Source organism: Paraburkholderia podalyriae (assembly GCF_014397785.1).
Classification (GTDB): Bacteria; Pseudomonadota; Gammaproteobacteria; order Burkholderiales; family Burkholderiaceae; genus Paraburkholderia; species Paraburkholderia podalyriae.
This window is the reverse complement of the sequence record NZ_VZQQ01000019.1, coordinates 57170-80515: the sequence shown is the minus strand read 5'-3', so window position 1 is coordinate 80515 and position 23346 is coordinate 57170. Positions and strand designations below refer to the sequence as shown.

Below are 23346 nucleotides of genomic sequence, written 5' to 3'. Positions count from 1 at the left end.
TCTCAATCAGGATTCAGGATTCTTCACCGACCTTTGCCGCACAGCCTCGAACAAACACACCCCGCTCGCCACGGACACATTCAAACTCTCCACCGTCCCGGCCATCGGAATGTTCATGACCACATCGCAAGTTTCGCGCGTCAGACGCCGCATGCCCTCGCCTTCGGCGCCCATCACGAGCGCCACGGGCCCGTCGAGCTCCGTTTCGTAGACGCTCTTCCCCGCGTCGTCGGCCGTGCCGACCACCCACACGCCAGCATCCTTGAGCTCGCGCAGCGCGCGCGCCAGATTCGTGACGGTGATGTACGGCACCGTGTCGGCCGCGCCGCTCGCGACCTTCGCCGCGGTCGCGTTCAGTCCCACCGCACGATCGCGCGGCGCGATCACCGCGTGCGCGCCGGCCGCATCGGCGACGCGCAGGCAGGCGCCGAGGTTGTGCGGATCGGTCACACCATCGAGCACGAGAATCAGCGGCGAACCGCTGATGCCGTCGAGCAGTTCGGCGAGGTTCTGCGCGAGCGGCAGATCGCCCGCGCGCGCGACCACGCCCTGATGACGTTCGGTGCGCGCGAGGCCCCACAGACGCGTTTCGTCGGCTGCGATCAGACGCACGCCCGCGTCCTTCGCGGCATGCAGGAATTCGGTCATACGACGGTCCTTGCGCGTCGCGTCGTAATAGACATCCTCGACAGTCGACGCATCGTGCCGAATGCGCGCGGTCACTGCGTGGAAACCGTATAAAACCTTATGACGTGCCATGACTGAACAACCTTTGATTGGGCGCGCGTTCGGCGCGCGCCACTGTGATGAATATGAAACCAAAAGGCAGACCGCGCGCAACCGGCACCCATTCAAGTGCCCGCTGCGCGCGGTCCCGGCGCTGTGACAATCTCAGCGCTTCTTGCGTGCCTGCTTCGGCGCCGCCTTGGTCGCGACACCGTGCTTCTTCGCCGCGCCACGCGCCGCGCGCGCCTCCTTGACCGCCGCGCTCTGCGCGGGCGCGGCCTTGTTGCGCCGCGGACCCTGTACAGACGGGCCGCTTTCCGCCGACGGCAACGCGCGCAGGCGCGGGCCGCTGCCATCACCCTTGTCCGCCGCGATGCCGCGTGCCGCGGGCGGCTTGATCGGCGTATCGCGCACGAGTCGGAAGTCGATCTTGCGCGCGTCGAGATCGACGCGGCTCACCTGCACCCGCACGCGATCCGACAGCCGATAGCGAATGCCGGTGCGCTCGCCGCGCAGTTCGTTCTTGATCTCGTCGTACTGGAAGTAGTCGGAGCCGAGTTCGGTCACATGCACCAGACCTTCGATGAACAGCGAATCGAGCTGCACGAAAATGCCGAACGACGTGACGCCGTTGACCATGCCGCCATACTCTTCGCCGAGCTTGTCGCGCATGAAATAGCATTTGAGCCACGCTTCGACGTCGCGCGATGCTTCGTCCGCGCGGCGCTCGTTCGCCGAGCAGTGCAGCCCGAGCTCTTCCCAGATCGCCACGTTGTTCCCGCGCGCGCGGGCGCCGCGCTTTTCCTCATCGGCTTGCTGCATCGCGCGGGCGCGCGGCGACAGCGCGGTATTGAGCTCGACGCCATGCGACGGCTGCGGCTGATATTTACGGCCCTGCAGAATCGCGTAGATCGCACGATGCGTGAGCAGGTCAGGATAACGGCGAATCGGGCTCGTGAAGTGCGCGTAGGCCTCGTAGGCGAGACCAAAGTGGCCGATGTTGTCGGGGCTGTAGACCGCCTGCTGCATCGAGCGCAGCAGCATCGTCTGCAGCATCGAGGCGTCGGGCCGGTCGCGGATCTGTGCCATCAGTGCGGCGTAGTCGCTCGCGTGCGGTGTGTCGCCGCCGCCGAGCGTCAGGCCCATGCCGCGCAGGAACGTGCGCAGGTTCTCGAGCTTTTCCGCGCTCGGGCCCGCGTGTACGCGGAACAGGCCCGGATGCTTGTTGCGCTTCAGGAAATCCGCCGCACACACGTTCGCGGCCAGCATGCATTCCTCGATCAGCTTGTGCGCGTCGTTACGCGTGCGTGGCACGATCTGCTCGATCTTGCCCTGCGCGTTGCAGACGATATACGTTTCCGTCGTATCGAAGTCGATCGCGCCGCGCTTCTGGCGCGCCGCGAACAGCGCCTTGTAGACGCCATACAGATTTTGCAGTTGCGGCAGCAACGCGGCGCGGCGGATCGCTTCCGGGCCCTTGGTGTTTTTCAGCACCGCGGCGACTTCGGTGTAGGTGAGCCGCGCGGCCGAATGCATGACGCCCGGATAGAACTGATACGCCTTCACGTCGCCGCGCGCGGTGACGATCAGGTCACACACGAGCACGCACCGGTCGACTTGCGGATTCAGCGAGCACAGTCCGTTCGACAGCTTTTCCGGCAGCATCGGGATCACACGGCGCGGGAAATAGACCGACGTGCTGCGCTCGATCGCGTCGGTGTCGATCCCGCCTTGCGGATGCACGTAATGCGACACGTCCGCGATCGCGACGATCAGGCGGAAACCATCGCCGCGGCCGACTTTCACGGGCTCGCAATAGACGGCGTCGTCGAAGTCGCGCGCGTCCTCGCCGTCGATCGTGACGAGCGGCACGTCGCGCAGATCGACGCGATGGCGGATGTCGGCCGGGCGCACTTCGTCGGGCAGCTTGGCCGCTTCGCCGAGCGCCGCCTCGCTGAATTCGTGCGGCACGCCGTACTTGCGCACCGCGATTTCGATTTCCATGCCGGGGTCGTCGATATCGCCGAGCACTTCGACCACGCGGCCGAGCGGCTGCGAATGCCGGCTCGGGAAATCGGTCAGCTCGACCACCACGACCTGGCCGACCTTCGCCTTGCGGGTGTTCTGCGTGATCAGGATGTCGTGGCCGATGCGCTTGTCTTCGGGCGCGACGATCAGCGCGCCGTTTTCGTTGAGCAGACGACCGATCACACGCTTGTTCGCGCGGTCAGTGACCTCGACGATGTGCCCTTCCGGCCGCCCCCGCCGGTCATAGCCGACGATGCGCGCGAGCACGCGGTCGTTGTGCATGACTTTCTGCATCTCGCCATTGGGCAGGAACAGGTCGTCCTGGCCGTCGTCGCGAATCAGGAAGCCGTAGCCGTCGCGATGCCCCTGCACGCGACCCGCGACGAAGTTCGACGGATGCGTCAATTGATAGAGATTGCGCTGATCGAGCCGGATCTGGCCGTCGCGCTCCATCGCGCCGAGACGCTTGAAAAATCCTTCGCGCTCCTGGCGCTTGATCGACAGGGCTTCGGCGATGTCGTTCGCGGCAAGCGGCGTTTCACTCGTGCGCAGCACGCCGAGGATTTCTTCGCGGCTTGGAATCGGATACGGAAATTTGCTCAAGGGCTTGTCGATGATTTTTTCTCGTTGCATGGACGTCGGTCGGCGATGTGGTCCGGCCTGGAAGGCGTTTGCGTAATGCGCGCAGTCGCGCTCGACTGTATTTGCAGGGCGGCTGCGCTGCCTCGGTCATTGCACCTGCTGCTTGCTGCTCTACTGCGATTTGCACCGGAAACTGCCGCTGTCCAGCTGATTCAACGCCAAGCCGACGCGCGTCTGGGTGATCGCATGTCGACACTCGCTCGTGACACCGGATGTGCATCGCGTCAATGAAGTACTGCGAGGCATTCTAACACCCGTGTCGGGCGCCTGGCGGGCCTGCGGCGGTCGTCCGGACGCGTAGTGCGGCGGCTCGCCGCGAGCTTCGACTGTGTTTGGCGAATCGCTTGACACGTCTGAACCTGTCGCTATAATGACGGTCTTTGCTGTTCATCACCTGCCCAGGTGGCGAAATTGGTAGACGCACTAGGTTCAGGTCCTAGCGGTGGCAACACTGTGGAGGTTCGAGTCCTCTCTTGGGCACCAGATTCGAAAGTAGAGCCGCCTTCGGGCGGCTTTCTTTTTGTGTAGGGCCTTGGTAGTCGAGATCATTGTTTTGTCGATTGCCGGATGAGCAGGACGGTGGCTCGGTAGCGATTGCATCACTTCGCTGCGCGTTCAACCGGGCGGATGAGACAAGCAGGTTTGTTTGAAGCAGGAATTGACAAACTTAATCATCTTGCTAAACTAGCGGTCTAGTTTGAAGACGTGCCCAGGTGGCGGAATTGGTAGACGCACTAGGTTCAGGTCCTAGCGGTGGCAACACCGTGGAGGTTCGAGTCCTCTCCTGGGCACCACAAGACTGTTTAGCGTAGTACAGAGAAGTCCAGAAGACCCCGTAAATCATTGAATTTGCGGGGTTTTTTGTTTATTGTCGTCCAAGTCGGAACACGGCGAGCCACGTGCATATGAGTACGTTTTTGAGTACATTGAAAGTTCGAGATCACGCAATGTACTCACCATGCCTCTCACAGTCCGCGAAGTCGAAGCAGCCCGCCCCCGGCCAAAGCCCTACGGTGTCGCCGATGGCGACGGGCTGATCCTCTGGGTCACGCCGGAGGGCAACAAGTTCTGGCATTTCCGCTACCGCCTGCACGGCAAGCAACCGCGTATCTCGTTGGGACGCTACCCCGACGTCACGCTTCAGAAAGCCAGGCAGCAGGCAGCGGCATACCGGACGCTCGTCGCCGACGGCGCCGATCCGCGCGCGAAACGACGGATAGACCGGCAGCGGGCGGATACCAGCGACGACGGCACGTTCAGGGCAGCTGCTGAACTCTGGTACAAGAGCAAACAGGATGCGGGTCGGTCCGCCTCGACGCTGGACAAGATCCGGACGTACCTCGACAAGGACATCCTGCCCGAGCTCGGTTCGATCAAACTAGTGAACATCACGCGCGCAGACTGCGCCCGCGTTCAGGAACGCTTCGAAAAGCGCGACGCCCTTAATGTCTCGAAGAAGGCCCGCGGCTGGCTACGCGAAATCTTCAGTCAGGCCATCGCACGCGGCCAGTGCGAGTTCAATCCCGCATCCGAGCTCAAGGTCATTGCGAAACCCGCGCGAAAAGCAAAACCTTATCCCCACCTCCTCGAACCGGAGCTGCCCGATTTCCTGCGTGCGCTCGAGAAATCAACGAGTCGCCTCATCGCCTACGTCGCTGCCTGGATGACGATCTGGACGGCAAGCCGTCCCGGTATGGTCCGCTACGCTGAATGGACCGAGGTTGATCTCGATGGCGCGCTGTGGACAATTTCCGCAGAGAAGATGAAGATGCGGCGCAGCCACGTGACGCCACTCCCGTCGCAACTGGTCAAGGCGCTCAGGGAGCTCAAAAAACTGACAGGCCGTCACCAGTACGTTTTCCCCAGTATCGGCACGAAGCACGAAGTCATCAGCGAGAACACCATCAACCTCGTGTTTTCGAAGATTGGCTACAAGGGTCGCATGGTCGGTCACGGCACTCGCCATACCGCGAGCACCCTTCTTCGCGAGCACGGATGGACAAAAGATCACGTTGAAACGCAGCTAGCCCATCTCGAGGAAGGCACTGCCGGCGACTACAACCACGCCAAATATCTAGTTCAACGTCGCGCGATGATTCAGTGGTACGCCGACTACCTTGATGCGCTCAAAACAGGCATGCACCCCATCCACCAACAATCATTTGCCCAACGGGTCAACACAACGTCCATGCGACCGACCTCTGCGCCGCCAACGCTCGGCAATGACGAAATCGCAGCCTGACAAAACAAAACCGCGCATACGTTTGCATGCGGTCAAGATTCAACCATTTCAACTGAGCCTGCGAAGCCAACAATGGTCGACAATCCGGACATCCGCGCAGGCATCACACAGTAAGGCGTACACCCCTGTGTGCTCCATTGTGCGCCTACATTAGGAGCTGGTGCGTCCGCCCGTCTACCAAACGATCTACTTCTCTCGTACAGCTCGCCCAAGGAAAAGTTCGTCCGCAGGTGCGCGACCGCATTGCCGACGAGCTGACACTGGCCTTGGTCGTAACGATTGCCTGTGTCGTCGTCACATCCAGTGATACGCATCCAACGGTCTTACCGGGCGTCATGCTGCATCCCCACGACGGAAGTCAAGTTCACACTACGCTGACGCGACCCAACCTAGACGTGATGGCCGTAGCGCGCAGATCTTATCCGATCTCTAATAGCCCGACGTTGGTCCGTATTTTCTCCAGGAAACTGCCTTCGTCCTCCAATCGGTGATCAAAATGCTGGTTCACTATTCCTTGGACTATGTATCGCTTTCCGGTATGACTCGATTGCGCTCTAACTCCAGACTGTCCGTCGATTTTTCCGATAACAGTCAAGTTGCAACCTAGGTTCTTAGCCCTCTCAATAGCTTGTCGATGCTCTTCCGGTACGGCATAGAGAATTGACCAATCACCGACGCTAAAGGATAGATTTATGAGCGGAACACCGAATATCGCATTAGCTTGGTGAGCAAATTTATGATATGGAAGCCGCTCCAAATCTAACACCGCCCCTGCTCCGTCAGAAACCACATTCAAAATGCCTTCATACAAACCATCACTTAGGTCAGTCCCCGAAGTTGCCAGTCCGCTCGAATTAATGAATTCAGCGTCAGCCCACCTCGCTGATGGCTTGGCCAAATAGGTTACGTACTCCGCGGCCGCCCCGCCACGAACACCTGCATCAAGGCTCAAATAGGCCCCAACGAACCCGCCGAGCGACCCAGCTAGCACCAGAAGATCACCTGGTTGTCCACGACGACGACTGAGGATCTTTGAACGGTCCACCAGACCAAATGCGCAGCCGACAATATGTGGTTCATTAGACTCCTTTGTATCCCCCCCGAGAAGCGCAACACCATTTTTCGTGCACTCCTCTTGCGCGCCGTAGACAATTTTTTTCGCATCAACCGCATTCCAGTCGCCCGGGAGACTCATCGAGATCATGAACCCCTTCGGGCGAGCCCCTACCGCAAGTAAATCACTACAGTTGGCCGTCACCGCCAGTGCGCCCCACATTGAGTAGTCAGTCCATCCCCTAATAGCGGCAATCGGCTTCGCTGCGCGATCGATCTTCAATGCAATCGCCGTATCGCCAAAGCCGATATCCATCACGCTCGCGTCTTGACCAAAGCCGTTAACAAAATTTGCATCAGTGATCAGCCCAGAGAGCAGCTCGGCAATAAATGGCTTCTCATGCATAGCTTTCAATTTCATTGATCCTCCTCCGCGATCGCTGCAACCATCGATTGCAGTTGCGCGCCCATTTCACGCTCATTCAGTGGGCGAGCAAAGTCCGACGAGCGATCACGAGATATCCGCTCCGGCCTGAACACGCTCACAATCTTTTCGACTACTACGTCTTGCAATTGAACCGTGACCACCGGCCCGCCGAGCGCTCGAACCGAATGCAGCTCCGTCGCTGACAAATAATAGACGTTCTCGGAATGGAACAACGAAGTGCTTATCCGGCTAATGTGCACATTCTTTACATCCGACTCCATCGGATCACAAGAATGATCGGTTGAGTGAAACGCAAATCTTCGGTAGCGATCACCCGACGCCTTTTCCGTGAATTTGTGCTGCTCAAGCGTCCCTGCGATTATCTTCGACGCAAACCCGTATGCATGGTCGTGAACATCAAGATGCTCAGCCTCACCGTTCGACCAAAAATTGAAACGAACCCTTCTATTAAATGCACCAGCCGATTCGAATACGACGAATTTGAAAAATCCAAGTTGATGTTGCGCGCCATACAGAAACGATTTCGAGATCCCCTCCGAATTAGAGAGCGCTCTAGTGGCATAACTCAATACGTCCTCCTTACTCACGGACGTTTCGAGAACCTCACAGAGTTCCTGACTTTGTACCACACGGTCTCTATTTTCATAGAGATAGTCAAATAGCCTATTCATCCGCCTGCCCCACAAGTGGCACATTCACTGCCAATGGCGTTGCTTTTCCAAGCAATTCAGTCGAATTCTCGCACAGAAAATTCAATATATCACCGTTACCTTGCACCGTCGCCTGATCCGCAGACAGCTCATCCAAAGAAAGCCACTCATACAAGATACTTTCACCCACCTGGAACGACTTTGCCGAAAATCGACCTTTCAATTTATCGCAGACCACAACACTAAAGAAGTCGAAACTATACGTAGTATAGCGCCCAGATCTTCTAGAAACCTTATTTGATACTAGTTCGCAATCTTCAATATTAGTAACAACAAAGCAACCGCTCCCACCTCCCCCAAATCTCCCGTGCAGAATATCAGCTAACTTGGAGTCATCGTCCGGAACTTCACTACGTCGAACATTCGGAAGTAAATAGCAATTCCACACCGGGTCACGATATGCCAATACTTTCGCTACCCCATCCCCGTCCTTCGCCTTAAATATAAAAACGATTCTCCGGCTTTGCTTAGTAAGCGATTCTTCATAAAGCTCATACAGAAAACCATTAACCGATGGCCTGAAGGTCAATCGCCATAATCCTCGAAGAGTCCAGAGCCCGGTTAAAATCATGGAGAAAATCGCTAAGGCAGCCCATTGGGCAGCACTAACCCCGAATTTATCTTTAAAGTCTGAAACAAGGTAAGTCGCCAATAATGTTACGAAAATACTAAGCGGACCCTGCCATCCACCACTCCGCGACTCCACATCGCGTATGCGCCCAGCGATAACAGCCTTAAGCGTTTTGCTGTTAAACAACAAAAATTCCGGGATCTGATTGTGTTTGCTCTTTATTTTAACTTTTGATATTTTCTTGATTTTATTCCACATGGTCACCTCGACATGCTCCTTGCGCGAACTAGCACATTATTTGAAACTACCCTTGCGCCAGAGGCCCAAAAAGCTCGACTGTGTAACTCCACAGCCTTCGTAGCCCCGAGCTAGTCTCCCTGGAGTAGGTCAAACACTCCGGCAACAATAAGCTTACCGTGCCTTTACTTTTCCCTTCAAGGCACCAATAAAGTGCAAACCCAAGCACTTGCACCTTTGTTGCGAGTGGAGACAACGCAATTTCAGCCTCAGGACAAGCACGTTCGATTTCGGCCACCATTTCCTGAACAACGCTCGCGGTAGAGAAGGGATCGTTAGCGGGAGCAAACCGCCGCTTCGCCGTCCAGTCGTCAGACAGAATGATTCCACCGCTTTTCGCGGCGCTTATGGCGCTTTGCTGGTACATATCCGCGCTCAGCGAAGGAAACGAAAAGAGCGGAAATACGGTTGAGCTATCCTTATAGGTCGTCACTTCATTAATTAGCTTATAATCGTACCCCACTCCAAGAATAAGATAGTCTCGATCTGTTGCACCGCTGGCAAGCCCCGCCACCCCGACCGCTCCCATACCGCGAATTGACCTCACATCCCCGCTAGTAGTCGTCGCAAATCGCGTATGCTCTTGCTTGGTATATGCGTCCGGCTCAGAATAAAGGGCCGTAAACTCTCTCACTCCAATGTGGGAAAGCATGGCAACCAGGAACGCCAATACATGCCGCATAAACCCGGTTATATCGATACAGACGGTTTTCCCAGTTAAATCTCCAACCTCCTCAAGCAGCTCCTTTACCTGAATACTTTCATCCGTTCCTTCGGGACAAATGGCTGGCGCATTTCTAGGTCGTTCGACCTCCGTGTACAAATATTCCGGATGAACAAGCCAAAATTTCTTATCAGCCCGTACCCGGTCGAAAACGGTTCTCACGCGATCACTTGCGTTAAAGGCTGACACAAATACATCGTATTTCGTCAATTCCCGTTCTATATTCTCGCGACGAATTGCACGCCGATAAAAGCAGGCATAATCAATCATGAGGGAAAAGCTCCTCCTGACGAGGCCCTGAATCTTTTTGCCGGGAGAACGGATTATTCCACTTTGATTCGAGTTTTTTCACTAGAAATTTAAATTCTTCTGCTCGTTCACGCTCAAAAATTGCGTTAAGAAGCTCGGCACCCAACTTTAGATCGCCGCGGCGACCTAGCGGCAATCCCCATCGAGGCGACAACATCGGATTGAGTTGCACCTTTCGATTAACTGCCTCACTATTGCGATCAGGCCGACCGTCGTCGATTTCAAACAGGAAGGAGAAATGAAGCGCGTGCCTCAACGTCGCGCGCGCCTGCTCCGACATCACGTCCTCTTCGAAACTTACCGCTAACGGAGACACTTCCGGAATGTTAAGTGCATAGCGGGCCGCTCTAAGTAAAGTTGCGAGTCGCGACACCGCATCCCGCGCCAGGTCCGACGCAGTTCCGAAGTTTGTGTCCTGCTCAAACATAAATTTCGCAGCCTCTGAAGCGGCTGTCGTTTGCACGTCAATAGTCGCGGGCCTTCCATCAAAAAAGCCTTCCTCTTTGAAGGCAAGAATTTGATAGATCTTTCCTAACAATACGAGCAGATTCCGCGGATTCCCGGACGACATCTTCACAAACGTTTCAAACCCGGCATACGGAACACCACCAGGCCGCTTGGCCTCTCTACAGAGCTGCGCTAGAAGATCTCCGGAATAATGCCCATACGCATTTCGATACGAATGGGAATGCGCATCCACTCCGTGTAAAAACGTCTGCGCATCCGCGGCGATCGAAGTCGCGACGGCGACCAGATTTTCACCGCTTCGAGCGCGCTTAACAAAGCGCAGTATATTAAGCTTACGGATTAAAATCGGAAAATCCGAGAGCAGCGCACTCATAATCGCAGTGATCTCGCGCTCCGTCAACCGAGACGGGCGCGCGACAGATCTCAATACTTCATGGAACGATCGTTCATACGGCAAATCGTCTAGGGAACCGAAAAGGTCAAAAATAAAGTTCGAATAATACCCACGAGACTCAACATCAAGAAAAAATTCTTTTGGGTCAAAGTCTTCTTTACCTTCGAGAACATCTTGCCCCAATCCTGCAGCGGAGAGTCGCTTATGAATGAACTCCCTAGCAAACTTCGGATAATGCTTGTAGTCACGCAAGATATTATCGAGGAATACAGTTTTGAATTCAGCGCCCTCTCTATTTTCCTCGCCATTGGACAATGTTCCATATGTCTTGACGGCATAGAGCCTACCGCCAACGCGGAAAGTAGCGCGCCCTTCGCCGTATCGTATTAGCGCGTTTACAACCTTTTGTTGAGCCGCTGAGAAATTCTCTATTTCGTCGACGAGATAGATGAATGGCAAGTTTCCGAGTTCATGATGCCAATTTCCGAGATATGCACCAATATTAAGAGAAATCTCGCCAAGCGAGAATGGAACTGATATTTCAAGCTTGCCGGAGAAGGCAGCATTATTGACTGCCTGATCTACCTTTCTTCTTTCCGTCGAAATCCATTTTCGAAATTGATCGAAAGTTTCGCAATTGATTGCAACCGGATCAGTGATATGAGGCTTCAACTGATCCAAAAATCTTACATCATCGAAATCTTCATTCGGCGAATTAGCACGAACGAGGGCGAGAACCTCAAGTGCCGCCTCGACCAAACGAATCTCAAAGTAGAATGCGAACGCTGCCTGCCATTTCGCCTTTGTGTCTGTTGGAGACTCGAACCGGGATGCGTCCAAGCCGTTCGCTCTCACAAAAACCGCAAGAAACCGATTCCGACGCAGAACTGAAATTCCGCTCTGCCCTTGATGACGTAGACACAAGGCTTGATAAGAAAAGTAGCGAAGGATGTGTGTTTTACCTGTGCCCTTCCCGCCAAGTACGAACTTGGAAACGCGCGATCGTGGCTCAATTATTTCATCGATAGCCGAATCACCAACGCTTACCCACAGCGAATTGATTTGCTCATAGGAGATATCTGATGCCTTTATGAGGGCGAACGGATTAACCTTGTTCATACCAAGCCTCGCCCGTAGCGCTTATCATATCTCAGAAAAACAGGGTTCCACGGAGCACGTCCCCCCTCATTCCAAAATATCGGAGCAGTGTTATTTGGAGTATTGTGCGAAAACCCTAGTAGCAATTGCCCATCCTTATAGCCCAATGGCCAGTTCGGATAAATTTTCTTACCGTACACCTTTGCCATTCGCTTTAGATCATCGATAGAGAACCAATCTTGTCCCGAGCCAAAATAACGAGAGGCTTCCTCAAATGCCTTAAATGACTCATCCAATTCGAACAGACAAGAAACAGCCTCGCCAAAAAAATTTGCATCGCTGAGCGTGACCAATCCTTTCGTCGTGGCGAACAGTGACAAGAACCGTAGCTCTACAGTAGGGTTTGATGCCCTAATCAGATCAATGTGTGGCTTGAGTTCCTTGGTAACTTGCGTTCCAGATCCCACTAAATCGTCGAAGAACACATAACGAGTTACCGACGACTCTCTCGCTTTATACGAGATATTTCCATTAGCATCAGACGCAGGAAAAAAAGCTCCCGCCAGGTCTGCGAATAGACCTTTCGGCAAATAATTGACTTGCCGAAAATAATATAGCAAATGTGCCCCGCTTTCCGCTGGATTTCCAACCCCAACAAATCGAGTGGCAGAGAGTTCGCGTGCATACAGCTTCCTTATCGCCTCAAAGTTCCAGCTATGCTGCGAATTTCTCCTGATGCGCTGAAGCATCGGCGCCTCGAAATGATCGCGATATGCTGACCGAAGCATCTCCCGGACCATTCGTCGACTGAAATACATGAAGCGACCGAGCACAAACAAAGCCAATCGCCGTTCTGCATCTACATCAAGGCATGCGCCAGTAAAATTTTCTAGCCACGCGCGAATATACGGCCACCGAATCTCGCTATCCCACACTTGCTCAATCATCTCGCGAAGGTGATATTCCAGTTCTTCATGCGTCATTGCGAGGCCTCAACGCTTTCCGAACATAAGGACACTTTCCCTCGAAATCACCGAAGCAGTCTTATTTCTTTTCACCATTAGGCCGCGTGATTTGATGTGATCTACCAGACTGAGCTCAAGCCGCATACCAAGACCCTCCAGTATCTGCGTAAAAAAATTGTCATTACGCAGGGGGAGTCCGCACACCTGGTTATTACCCACAACCAGCACGATCTTTCCTTTTTCCGCGATGACGCGAGCCATTTCAGTCAATGCTTGACGCATCTCCACAAGGTAGGTCATCGTGATCCTTGCCCGATCGGAGTTGATCTCACCTATCTCGGTCACGAGATCGAGATAGGCTTGGGGAAGTCCATCAGCGCTGTCCACTCCCTCCGACAAACGGAGATGCTCGCGGCCTATCGAAGCGCCTTCCAGTGCACGCAGATCTCCTGGCCCCGCTAGACCCAGCCAATTTAGTGAGAGGCTCGTTGCCCTGACATATTTTTGAGCGCTCCCATATGGAGGCGACGAAATGATAAGTGGGACGCTACCTTCGCTCATCGGTCTACTCCCCACCCTTCCGGGTTCGCGAAGCTGACGGGCGTCAGTCCCCACCGGAACGGCCATGGATCGAGTCGGATTTGTGCAGTTGGCCTCTTCGACCCGGGCCACGTTAGCCTCGCAAATCCGCTCGAACTCATCAAACACGTTCGCTGCCGAGAGGCGTTGTAGCTGACTCTCGATCTGTGCCCGCGCCTCAGGACGCAGCCGTGGCTTTGCCTTGAGGCGCACAGGAACTGCAACGGTGGGATCGGCGAAACTCAGTTTTCTTGCCGTTACGGAAAAGCAAACCTTGAAAAAGTCGCGTGCATCATCATTGGCTACCTCATCAACTGCTCGAAGAAGACGTTCCAGATCACGCTTGATTCTTGGGTCGTACCAGAGGACCTCATTGACGATCGAAACTACCGGGCCAGTGCGGTAACGCCTCGCGCGAGCCATCAAGTCCCTCATCGCGGTTCGCAAGGCTGATACTCGAAAGGCTTTCGTCTTGACCTTCGTGATCAGTAGAGCGAGCGGATTCGCATCGGCTACCAACGGCCGCCATCCAGCGAGTGACCCTTCCAGTGCCACGGTCCCAGAACCGCAGAAAGGGTCCAAGACAGTGGCAACTCCACCACCAAGCGTACGCGCACCGCAGAAAAAGTGCGCGATATGAGGCAGCAATTTCCCGGGGTAAGGGTGCATGTGGTGGGTCTGTTGATCCCCCATTCTCAGCCAATTGACCAGCGCCCTGAAATCGACCTCGACCGGGTCCCCCGTCTTACCGAAATCGTGCAAGAGACGCTCGAGAAGCATAGACGTGTCCAGAACAGGCGCAGATGGCACGTTCTTCTTTTGACTTGCTGGTGGCGCCCTAAGTATGCGTTGACTCGCGTGCATTGGTTCACATCTTTTCGTTGTATTCGGTGTGGCATCGAAGTACCGCCTCACCCTACCTTAGAGGCAAAGACACGCGGCTCGCAGCTTCCTGCACAGCTCATTATCTCACGGGGAGTGAGTCTAGACGAAGCCTCAAACGTGTGATAGGAGTCTTGTTTTGTGTTCACCCTATGGTGAAAGCCAGCTCCGCACAAAAACCTCCTATAACCTCGTTACACTTCTCGACACAAGACTGTCCCGAGTTTGTTGCGCCTAACGCCGTTTGATGCTCGATACAGAGATACAGCAACATCTCGTCTTGCATACGAGGTCGCGTGATTTCATGTGAAGCGCTCCTTCGTCGTTTGCGACTTTGCCTCCACCAATGAAGATCAAACGAAAAAAGATTTGGCTGTCGTAGAGCGGTAAGTCAGCGTATTCAGCTTCGCGTTCTCGAGTCGCAAAAAGACTCTCCGGACGCCCGAGTCTAGATAAGAATCCGGTCCGGCCCCCAGTGAATCCACGTCGCCACAACTAGCATCCCGTCGCCCCCTCTCCCGGACGGGCAAACGACGCGACCTAGTGCGCGCAGGTCTTTCGGCCGCCATCGGTATTGGCGCCATAGGTCCGACGGCGTGGAACCTCGCCAAGGCCAATGCCCCGTGTGCTGGAGCCGCCGGACATTCTGAGACAAGCGTCTGCGCTTTGAAGTGATCGCCGAGCCCCTTCAATGTGAGCGGATTGCTCCACGGTCGCCTCGTCAACACCCATACTTTCGCACGTGGTGCGACGACGAATATTGTAACCGTGAGTAACAAGAGCAGTCACTCTTGTCCGGGGTTTTGCCAGTTGCCCTCACGCTTGCTCATGGCATCTCATTTCTCTCTTGACGTTGGTCCATTGAAGGCTGGAACGATGCGGGGATAATCAGAACCAGTCAGGAAACGGAGGGTATGCGCCATGGATCAGATCATGCGCATGAAGGACGTTGTGAAAAAGATTGGCCTGTGTCGTGCCACCATCTACGCGATGATCAGCCGCGGAGAATTCCCGCGGCCCATCCGCATCGGCGAACGTGCAACCGGCTGGCGCGAATCGGAACTGGAAGCGTGGGTCGCGAATCGCACCGCGGCGCGAGAGCGATCGTCGCCGGCGCTGCGCTCGGGCCGCTGACGGGCACATCACGACGCGGCCACACCCGGCATCGTGCCACGGCATCCCCACGCGCCGCACCGGCAAATATAGCCCGGTCTGGCTTCTTCGTCTGCTGGCTCATCAACGACCACCTGATAATCCAGAAAGAGTTCCTCACCGGGTGCGATCGCAGTCGACGCGTGAATGAACACGTGGTTTTCGATCTCGACCGCCTTGCAATTGGCGTCGAGTGCGCGTAACGCGAAAACGCCATGCCCATGCACGGATGAACGTCGAACGACTACACGTCGCGCAATGCCCTGTGTATTCGCTTTTTTCATCGCAGGAGTATAGAGCGGCAAGTCGCAACCTACGTGTACTTCTTGAAGTACTTCGCCATGTTCCATACCGCGATCATCATCATGACTGACACCGGCCAGAAGACGAGATAAATCGGCAGCCGTACCGGCGCGACGAGCCAGATGACCGCAGTCAACGGTATTACGCCGAATGTCAGGAAGTGCTTCGCGTGGTGGTAGCGGGTCGCCGACTCGTGCCCGCCCTGCGCACGCCTCACGTATCGCGCCACCAACCCGTCAAGCACAGCAATCGCAATCGCCAGTGCGAACTGCGGAATCGTCATCACGAGCATCGCGATGCGAACGCCGAAGAGCTTGACACCGTACATCGCTACTATGAGCGCCTCGCGCGTCGCTCCGGAAAACGCCGGTCGAAGGTAAGAGCCGAGGCCATTTGACGCCAAGACGCCCGCCTCCCATGCCCGCGCCGACGCATCGACGCCGGTCCAGCCGAACCAGCCCCAGTACGCGGCGTCCGCCGCCCGCCCAGCCAGCCCGGGATCGGTCGTCTCGTTCAGGTAATAGCGCAGCAGTTCCTGCACCCCGCCCACCGGATCGTCGCGCCACAACGTGTGCGCAGCGGCAAGATCCGCCAGCACCGCGAGGATGCTCGCCAGCAGCAGCCAGAGCACAAGATGGATCGACAGATCGACGACCCAGAAAAACGACTTCACACCGTCGGCATTGTCGTCCCGAGTTTTCGCGACCATGCTCGCCTCTATCGTCAGAACCCGGCGCCCTTGCCTTCCACGGCCCAAGGACCGGAGGTCGAGGTTCGCGGCCTTACATCCGCATCTACCGGCATGAAGCTGCCCACCGCGCCACCAATGGCATCGGGCGACACGCCGCCCGCATCGTCGAATGGCGACACGGCGTTGACGTACGACATATAGCGGGACCGCATGTCCGCCACCACGTCGTCCAGTCCAGGGAGCATGATGGGGTCATGCGCCTCAAGCAATGGCAGGCGCACCTTCACAAGCTGGCCGCCCTCAATGAGCGCAAACGCCTGGCCCTTGGGCAACTGCGTCAGGTCGGATGCCTGCAGCATCGGCACCTGTCGTACTGAGATCTGATCGTGTGTCTGCGCCGTGAAGTGGACACCCTCGCCGCGCCGTACTGCGTCCGTCGCCGATGAGGCGAGCGTGAGCGATTTCACATCGATCATCGGAAGCTGGTCGGTCAGGATCTGCGCGGTCGTCACGTACTTCACGCGCAGCATCACGAGCGTGTTGAAATTCCCGAAGATCTGCTCGGCCTTCGCGCGTGAGCCAATCTTTGCCTCAAGGTCGGCGCTCGTCTGCGTGTAGGCGGTAACCTGGTAACCCGCGCCCCCCGCCTTGTTGACCATCGGCAGGAATTCGTCGCCCACCAGTTCGTTGAACTCGTCGGCGTGGATCGACACACGCCGACGGCCGCCCGCCGTGCTCTGCCCGTAGCCATGCCCGTACTTGTAGATGCGCCCCGCGGTCGATGTTAGATCGGCGAACATCGCGTTGCCGACCACGCCCGCGACCTCAAAGTCGGATAGCGCATCCAGTCCGACGTACACGACGCCGCCACGGTCCATGACCCGGTTCCAGTCGAACACCGGGCGCGGATCGTGAGGGTCGTCGTAGTCGGGCGACAGCAGTTCCGAGGTCCTGCCTGTGGTGAGCTTTTCCAGGAGCGGATAGAGCGACGAGACCAACTTGTCGAAGTACGACCGCTCGTTGCTGATGACCGACAGCAGGCCGTTGGCAATCGGATCGCTCCAGCCCTGCTGCCGGACCAGGTTCGCGACCTGCAGCACTTCCTGATTGCGCTGCAGCCGCATCGCCTGCTTCGCCTCTTCCTTGTCGAGCGGCTCCAGTCCCTCCTTCCATGCAGGGTGATCCCGGTCGAGCCAGAAGCGGAAGTACCGTAACGCGAGAGCGTCGATGTTCACTGCGTTCCGGTAGATCATCTCGTAGGTCGGACGGATGCCGAGCGCACTCATCGCGCGCGCCATCACGTTCACGAAGCGCCAGACGAAGTCGCGAAACGCGGCCGACTGCCCCTCCTTCGGCAGGTTGCCGGCGATGCGCGTCGCCACCTCAGTAATCCGCGAATACGTGCCAATCGGACTATAGCGCGCGGATTTGTCCGGGTAGCCCAGATGGAAAAACGTGAACTCGCTCTCCCGCCCGCAACGTTTCGCCTCGGCGTACATGCGAAGCAGCAGGTCGACGTCGCCTTTCGGATCGAACACGATCACGATATCGCCGCGGCGGATGTCCTGGGCAACCAGGACCTCGCACAGCCGGGTCTTGCCCACGCGCGTGGTGCCGAGCACCGCCATGTGCCCCACACGCTCGCCGATGTCGAACCAGATGTCGCGTTCGTCAGGTTCGACGCCATGCAGCGCGGGATCGCCACCGACCGGCGGCAACGGCGCGACCGGATTCCACCATACCTCGCGACGGGTTACGCGCGCGAACCGGCTATCGGGATACCGACGCTCATGATCCCGCGCCCGGTCGTACAGGTCATTGCGTGCAAGGAGGAGGCGGTTTTCGGGAAAACGGGCCTGATACAGGCGCTGCGTGTGCATGACGCTCCAGCGAAAGCCCCGCCCGAGAAAGACCTCCTTGCTGGAGCACGGGATAGCGCCCGCAGGGATCACATATTGTGGTAGGCGTCGGAGATTGCGCTGGAAACGGATCAGCCGCCATGCCTGTCGCCCGCGAACGCAGGCCAGTGACAGGAGTGCAAGGGTCGTGACGCCACCCGTGGCGGGCGTGATAAGGAAGAGCGCCGCGTGGGACCAGAGGATGCCGGTCACTGCGAGCGCAGCCACGGAGGACAGCAGTTCAACGGGCCTGCGAAAGAAGTTCTCGACCGGATACGCCATCGCCGTTGTCCCGATGCCCCGATCACACCTCAGACGACTGAGGCAAATCCGCCTCTTCCGTTGCGACCGCCTTCTGCTTCGACTGGATCATCGCGTTCGGCGGCGGCACGGGATTGAAGAACCGCTCCGGCTCGGGAACGAGCATCACAGATAGCTGCCGGCCGCCGGCGCCCTTGATGGTGTAGTGGAGCAGATAGGACCGGCCTGCGCCGCCGGCATCGGCTGTCACTGGATAGCCGGATTTCTGGAAATCGCGCTGGAGTTGCTTCCACGGCTCCGGGGTCCGTCCATCTTCGGTGGGCGTCTGCTCGATCGCGCCGGGATGAGCCTGCGCGAAATCCCGGAAGATCGCCGGCGTCACAAGCAGCATGCCTTCCGGCACAAAATGCACACGGGCCATCGATTCGTTGTACGGCAACCCGCCCGTAGCAACTCCCTCCTGCACCCAGGCCATGAATCGTTCCGCATTCGGCCGCAGCTGCCGGGCACCCGCCCGAGCGGGAATGGATCGCGACGGAACCCGCCCCTTCTCGCGCGGGCGAACCGGGGCACTGACCTGGTTCGGTATGGGTGCATCGTCGTTGCCCTTGCCGTGCGCCGCGACCGCTTCGGCACTGAGCACGGCAGCGCTCTCTGCGTCCGGCAGATACGCCGGCTCGCCGTCGTTCATGGACGAAGCTCCGGTATCAGAAGCGGCCCGCCCCTGCGACGCAGGCGAGTCATCGTCCGCTTTATGCCGATCCCGCCGATCCGGTTCTTCGCGCGCTGTTGACGCCGCGGCGTCTGGCGCGTCGACGGTTTGATCTACCGCCGTCGTCACCGGGTCCCCGACCGGGGACGGCCCTTCCCGGTGACGCTCTGCGCGCGCGTCCAATACACCATCATCAGCGCGGTCGACACATTCAGCCGCCGGGGTCCGCTCGGCGCCCACTTCGATGGTCTGAACCGAGCCCGCAGGCAGCGCGCGCGGATAGTGAGCAGATTCGGCGTAGAGCCGATCAAGCGGAAAACGCAGAACCGTGAAGGTTTGCTTCCATGCGCCTATCGCGACTGCGATCGTCCAGATGGCACCGCCTTCCGGCGTAGGCACAAGCGCACCGTATTCCTGCCAGGTGTCGAAGAGCCGGTTATTGTCCGCCGGAATCCCTGCCGCGCCGCTCTGTTGCTGCTCATGCGAAGCGAGGTAAGCCCGGACGGCCTCGGCCAGCGTTTTCGCCACGCACCAGAGCGATTCGCCGTCGCAATAGCCGGTCGCGCCGGCGCGATTGAGCGGCATACCGCCCTCGGCCACAAGCCGTCGCAGCCCCTCCATCAGCCGCTCGATCAGCGGCACCGCGCGCGCCGAGGCAAACCGCGTACGGGGACCGGCCAGCAGGTTTTCCGCGACCGAGCGGCGATCCGCGTCACCCACGATCTTCGCGAGCGCGCTGTCTTTCGAGCTGGCCTCTCCGGACAGGTATGCAGCCAGTTCCTGCAGCACGGGCGGATACTGGGCCAGCCAGCTCAACGACGCTGGTGGCACGAGGCGCTGCAGCAGCACGATGGCAAGACGCGAATGGGCACCGTAATCGCGCTCACCGGGCGCTGGGAAATCCACGCAGTACCACGCGCCACCCTGCTCGTTCATGCTGCCGGCCATCGGCACCCAGGGACGGACGTCATGCCCGATGGCCAGTTCGACTTTCAGGTCCGCGAGCGGCTTGCCGATGTCGTGCAGCAACGCCCCGACCAGCACCTCATAACTGCACCGCGCCTGATGCTGCATCTGGTCTTCGGGACTCGCCCCGAGCGGCAACCGGTACCCCTCACGGAAATGCAGCGCATAGCGCGCCACCTCGAGTAGATGGATTAGCAGGCCGCCCGGTTGCGCGTGATGATGCGACTCGGACGCGGGCAGGAGCTGCACAAATTCCGTGAGCCGCTGCAGCAATGGTTCGAGGTCACGCTGCTCACTCTCAGGCGACAGCCCGAGACTGCTGGCGATACGCCGGACTGTCCCCTCCACACCCGTTCGCTGAATCAGCTCACGGAATCCCAGTACCGGCAGATACTGCGGCGAAGGCGGCACGCCTCGCCTGGCAGGCGGCGCGGGCGGTGCAGCCGGCGGCGTAGCCGGCACCATCGACGATCGTGGCAACTTCAACCAGTTAAGGGCATTGGCAAAAGCCATGTCGGGTTTCCAGCAGAACGGGAGAACGGGACTGAGCTCGTCATGAGGCGCGCGACTCAACGCGTCGCATGGTTCAACCGTACGCACTGGCCCGCAGCGCCTGCCGCAAATGGCTGCACGAGAACGTGCCGCGCCGCGCAGTCATGCTGCTGGACAGATGGCCCCGATTACGCGCCGCCGCCTGTCCTTTCCCGGCCTTCTGCGGCAAAGGCCGTGGCGTTTTGTCCGTTGCTGCAGCTCCCCTTTTTTGCCCTTCGCCGTTTGCGCGTTTGAGCGGGTGAGGCGATTCATCCAGCTTCACCCGCGGCCTTTGGATTGGGCCCTTCCCTTTGATCCGTCCTTTGTTTCCCTTGCCTTTGCAGCCTTCTGCAGACGCCTTTGCATTGCGCTGGACGGGTGGCCCCACGCGAAACAGGCCGATATGCGGCCCCCGAGAAACCTGCTCGCCCAACTGCGAATACGGGCAGGCATCCGGCTCAGTCGCGCGTCTTCGCTGCCTACAGTGAACCCGTCGGTCCTTCCCCCTGGGCCGACGCGCGCTGTTGGCCTGCCGGGGTGCTCCCCGCGCCCCGGCAGGTCCTTTTTCTCTGATGGCTGGCGCGGCCAGGTCGTGGTCACCGGATCACGGCCACGAACAGACGAGGTCAAGGTGAAGCGTGTAGGGATCGTTCTTGCTAGTGCTGTGCTCTGCGGCTCGGCCGCTACTGCCCGGGCCGACTGCATCGACGACGCCGCGCGGTTTCATCACGTGAACGCACGGCTCGTGCGCGCGATTGCCACCATCGAATCCGGACAGCGCGCGAATGTCGTCCACCTGAACGCAGACGGCACGACCGACATCGGCCTCATGCAGATCAACAGCCGGTGGCTCGCTACGCTCTCGCACTTCAGGATCTCGCGTGCGGACCTCCATGACCGCTGCACCAACGCCTACGTCGGCGCGTGGGTCCTGTCGCAGAACCTCCGCCATCTCGGCCTGACGTGGGATGCCGTGGGCGCCTATAACGCCGGCACACACGTGAAGCGCATTGCCTACGCGCGCCGCGTCTATCGCGCACTCAACACGGCCCCGCCCCTGCCGTCCGCGCCGGCCACTCCGCTCGCGGTGCAGGACCCGGGGCTGATCGAGAAGCTGTTCCGGCCGATCACGTGGCACGCGACATGGGGAGCTGGACGATGAGCCGGCTCACGTACGAATACGCGATCGAGGTACTGAACGACTACCTCGGCCCGATTCAACTGATGCTCGCCGATCCGGACGTGCAGGAGATCATGATCAACCGCGCCGATGCGATCTTTGTCGAACGCAATGGGACAGTAACGTACGTCCCCAGCTGCGACCTGGATCCGGACGCACTGGATCGCGCCATCACGATTCTCGCCAACGTTAATGCCAAGGAGCAGACGCCGCTGCTCGATGCCCGACTGCCGGGTCTGCGCATTGCCGCCGCCCGGCATCCTGTGGCCGTCCATGGCGACATGATGTCGATCCGCAAGCACACGCGCCGCCGCATTGGACTCGCCGATTACGAGCGCAGCGGGGCATTCGACGTGCTGCCAGATACGAAGTCGCCCGCCGCGCGCCGCCGCAAGACCGCGCTACTGAGCCGTCTCGCATCGGGCGGCGCCGCGCTGCGCGAGTTCTTTGAATGGGTCATGCGCGAGCGGATCAACGTCGCGTTCTCCGGTGGCACCTCATCTGGCAAGACCACGATGCTCAACGCGATGATCGATGCGATGCCTCAGGAAGACCGCGTCATCACGATCGAGGACACAGCCGAACTGCAGGTGCACGCGCCCAATCACGTCGCGTTCGAGACCAATCTCGGCATCACCATCCGCGACCTTGTGCGCTTTTCGCTGCGCGTGCGCCCTGACCGCATCATCGTCGGCGAGGTCCGTGGCGCCGAAGCCTTCGACCTGATGGAAGCACTCAACACCGGGCACCCCGGCTCGATCGTCTCGTTCCATGCCGACTCTTCCGACACCGCCCCCGCGCGGCTGGAGTCGCTCATCCGCATGAGCGACGAAGGGCGGCTCCTGTCGATTGACGACCTACGCCAGAAGATCGCCTCCACGTTCCGGTTCTTCGTGCATGCAGAACGCCAGGGCGCGGTGCGCGGCCCGGTCGAAATTCGCGAGGTGCTCTGTGCAGGGGACGGCCGCTATCAGACCCGTTGCCTTTTCTCCCGCTTCGCCTCCCACGAGGATCTGGCCCATGCATGAATCACGTCAACGGGGCCGGTGGCTCCGTGCCGCCCGTCTCTTCATCACCGCGCTTCGCAACCGTTGTGTGGATCTGCGCGACGCGTGGCGAACCGTTGTCACCCGTCATCACAGCGCACTGCGCCTGTTCTTCACGGCCTTCTGGCTCGCTTCAATTCCGACCATCGCGCACGCGGGCATCTGGAACGGCGGGCTGTGCACCGTGTACCAGGACGTTCTCGATAACGAGCTGCTCGAGGTCGTGTCGCTCTCGGCGCTCGTCGGCTCGATCGTGCTGTGGCTGCTCGACGATGGTCGCAGCAACATCAAGACGCATGTGCTGCGCGGCGTGCTCGGCACGCTCGCGATCCTGAACATGCCGCTGCTGTGGGCCCAGGTGTTCAACCACGGCGCCGCCTGCACGGGCACCATCTGACGAGGTCCGGCATGGATACGCATCGCCCCGACGCACGTGACGCATCCGTCGGCTCTGTCGATCCGCTGGATCC

At 58.5% G+C, this 23346-nt stretch carries 18 protein-coding genes and 2 tRNA genes; 7 read left to right on the top strand and 13 right to left on the bottom strand.

The window, feature by feature from the left end; genetic code table 11:
• Positions 1-6: 6 nt before the first annotated feature.
• Positions 7-759, bottom strand: a complete 753-nt coding sequence (gene rlmB, locus F6X42_RS22545; protein ID WP_187636317.1) for a 23S rRNA (guanosine(2251)-2'-O)-methyltransferase RlmB — start codon at positions 757-759, stop codon at positions 7-9.
• Between the two features lie 132 nt (positions 760-891).
• Entirely contained in the window at positions 892-3387 is a 2496-nt protein-coding gene (gene rnr, locus F6X42_RS22540) for a ribonuclease R (RefSeq protein WP_187636316.1), read from the bottom strand.
• A gap of 405 nt (positions 3388-3792) precedes the next feature.
• Between rnr and F6X42_RS22535 the strand changes: the two genes are divergently transcribed.
• The 3 genes from F6X42_RS22535 (at position 3793) to F6X42_RS22525 (ending at position 5638) form a co-directional block, all read left to right on the top strand.
• Positions 3793-3879 (top strand) — tRNA-Leu (locus F6X42_RS22535).
• 224 nt (positions 3880-4103) lie between these two features.
• Positions 4104-4190: transfer RNA gene (locus F6X42_RS22530), tRNA-Leu, on the top strand.
• Positions 4191-4354: 164 nt separating this feature from the next.
• Positions 4355-5638, top strand: a complete 1284-nt coding sequence (locus tag F6X42_RS22525) for a tyrosine-type recombinase/integrase (RefSeq protein ID WP_187636315.1) — start codon at positions 4355-4357, stop codon at positions 5636-5638.
• Positions 5639-6056: 418 nt separating this feature from the next.
• On the opposite strand, the gene F6X42_RS22520 is transcribed toward F6X42_RS22525, so the two are convergent.
• The 7 genes from F6X42_RS22520 to F6X42_RS22490 all read right to left on the bottom strand — a co-directional run bounded on the left by F6X42_RS22520 (position 6057) and on the right by F6X42_RS22490 (position 14034).
• A complete protein-coding gene (locus F6X42_RS22520; RefSeq protein WP_187636314.1) occupies positions 6057-7112 on the bottom strand; it encodes a thiamine-phosphate kinase in 1056 nt (351 codons plus the stop codon).
• Positions 7109-7708 (bottom strand): hypothetical protein, encoded by a 600-nt coding sequence (locus tag F6X42_RS22515; RefSeq protein ID WP_187636313.1) that lies wholly within the window; start codon positions 7706-7708, stop codon positions 7109-7111. Before F6X42_RS22515 ends, F6X42_RS22520 begins: the two co-directional genes overlap by 4 nt.
• Before the next feature lie 94 nt (positions 7709-7802).
• Positions 7803-8678, bottom strand: a complete 876-nt coding sequence (locus F6X42_RS22510) for a hypothetical protein (RefSeq protein ID WP_187636312.1) — start codon at positions 8676-8678, stop codon at positions 7803-7805.
• A 46-nt stretch (positions 8679-8724) separates the two neighbouring features.
• Positions 8725-9711 (bottom strand): hypothetical protein, encoded by a 987-nt coding sequence (locus F6X42_RS22505; RefSeq protein ID WP_187636311.1) that lies wholly within the window; start codon positions 9709-9711, stop codon positions 8725-8727.
• The gene (locus tag F6X42_RS22500) at positions 9704-11731 is read right to left on the bottom strand and encodes an ORC-CDC6 family AAA ATPase (RefSeq protein ID WP_187636310.1); all 2028 of its coding nucleotides are present in this window, start codon (positions 11729-11731) and stop codon (positions 9704-9706) included. Before F6X42_RS22500 ends, F6X42_RS22505 begins: the two co-directional genes overlap by 8 nt.
• Entirely contained in the window at positions 11728-12693 is a 966-nt protein-coding gene (locus tag F6X42_RS22495; RefSeq protein ID WP_187636309.1) for a phosphoribosyltransferase-like protein, read from the bottom strand. The genes F6X42_RS22500 and F6X42_RS22495 overlap by 4 nt, the downstream gene beginning before the upstream one ends.
• Positions 12694-12702: 9 nt before the next feature.
• Positions 12703-14034, bottom strand: coding sequence for a TRM11 family methyltransferase (locus F6X42_RS22490; RefSeq protein ID WP_246530181.1), 1332 nt, complete (start codon positions 14032-14034; stop codon positions 12703-12705).
• Positions 14035-15057: 1023 nt separating this feature from the next.
• Here F6X42_RS22490 and F6X42_RS22485 point away from each other — a divergent pair.
• Positions 15058-15270 (top strand): helix-turn-helix transcriptional regulator, encoded by a 213-nt coding sequence (locus tag F6X42_RS22485; protein ID WP_187636307.1) that lies wholly within the window; start codon positions 15058-15060, stop codon positions 15268-15270.
• 8 nt (positions 15271-15278) lie between these two features.
• Here F6X42_RS22485 and F6X42_RS22480 read toward each other — a convergent pair whose 3' ends face one another.
• The 4 genes from F6X42_RS22480 to mobH are packed head-to-tail and all read right to left on the bottom strand — an operon-like array spanning position 15279 to position 20632.
• A complete protein-coding gene (locus F6X42_RS22480) occupies positions 15279-15638 on the bottom strand; it encodes an SET domain-containing protein-lysine N-methyltransferase (RefSeq protein WP_312892888.1) in 360 nt (119 codons plus the stop codon).
• The gene (locus tag F6X42_RS22475) at positions 15602-16300 is read right to left on the bottom strand and encodes an IncC plasmid conjugative DNA transfer DtrJ family protein (protein ID WP_187636306.1); all 699 of its coding nucleotides are present in this window, start codon (positions 16298-16300) and stop codon (positions 15602-15604) included. The genes F6X42_RS22480 and F6X42_RS22475 overlap by 37 nt, the downstream gene beginning before the upstream one ends.
• 14 nt (positions 16301-16314) lie before the next feature.
• Positions 16315-18462, bottom strand: a complete 2148-nt coding sequence (gene traD / locus F6X42_RS22470) for a type IV conjugative transfer system coupling protein TraD (RefSeq protein ID WP_187636305.1) — start codon at positions 18460-18462, stop codon at positions 16315-16317.
• A 22-nt stretch (positions 18463-18484) separates the two neighbouring features.
• Positions 18485-20632 carry a MobH family relaxase gene (gene mobH / locus F6X42_RS22465; RefSeq protein WP_187636304.1) on the bottom strand — a complete coding sequence of 716 codons (2148 nt, stop codon included), beginning with the start codon at positions 20630-20632 and terminating at the stop codon, positions 18485-18487.
• 649 nt (positions 20633-21281) lie between these two features.
• Here mobH and F6X42_RS22460 point away from each other — a divergent pair.
• Genes F6X42_RS22460 through F6X42_RS22450 form a run of 3 tightly spaced genes read left to right on the top strand, consistent with a single transcriptional unit; the run spans position 21282 to position 23273 of the window.
• The gene (locus F6X42_RS22460) at positions 21282-21812 is read left to right on the top strand and encodes a lytic transglycosylase domain-containing protein (protein WP_187636303.1); all 531 of its coding nucleotides are present in this window, start codon (positions 21282-21284) and stop codon (positions 21810-21812) included.
• Entirely contained in the window at positions 21809-22858 is a 1050-nt protein-coding gene (locus tag F6X42_RS22455; RefSeq protein ID WP_187636302.1) for a TadA family conjugal transfer-associated ATPase, read from the top strand. Before F6X42_RS22460 ends, F6X42_RS22455 begins: the two co-directional genes overlap by 4 nt.
• Entirely contained in the window at positions 22851-23273 is a 423-nt protein-coding gene (locus F6X42_RS22450) for a hypothetical protein (RefSeq protein WP_187636301.1), read from the top strand. The genes F6X42_RS22455 and F6X42_RS22450 overlap by 8 nt, the downstream gene beginning before the upstream one ends.
• Positions 23274-23346 lie beyond the last annotated feature (73 nt).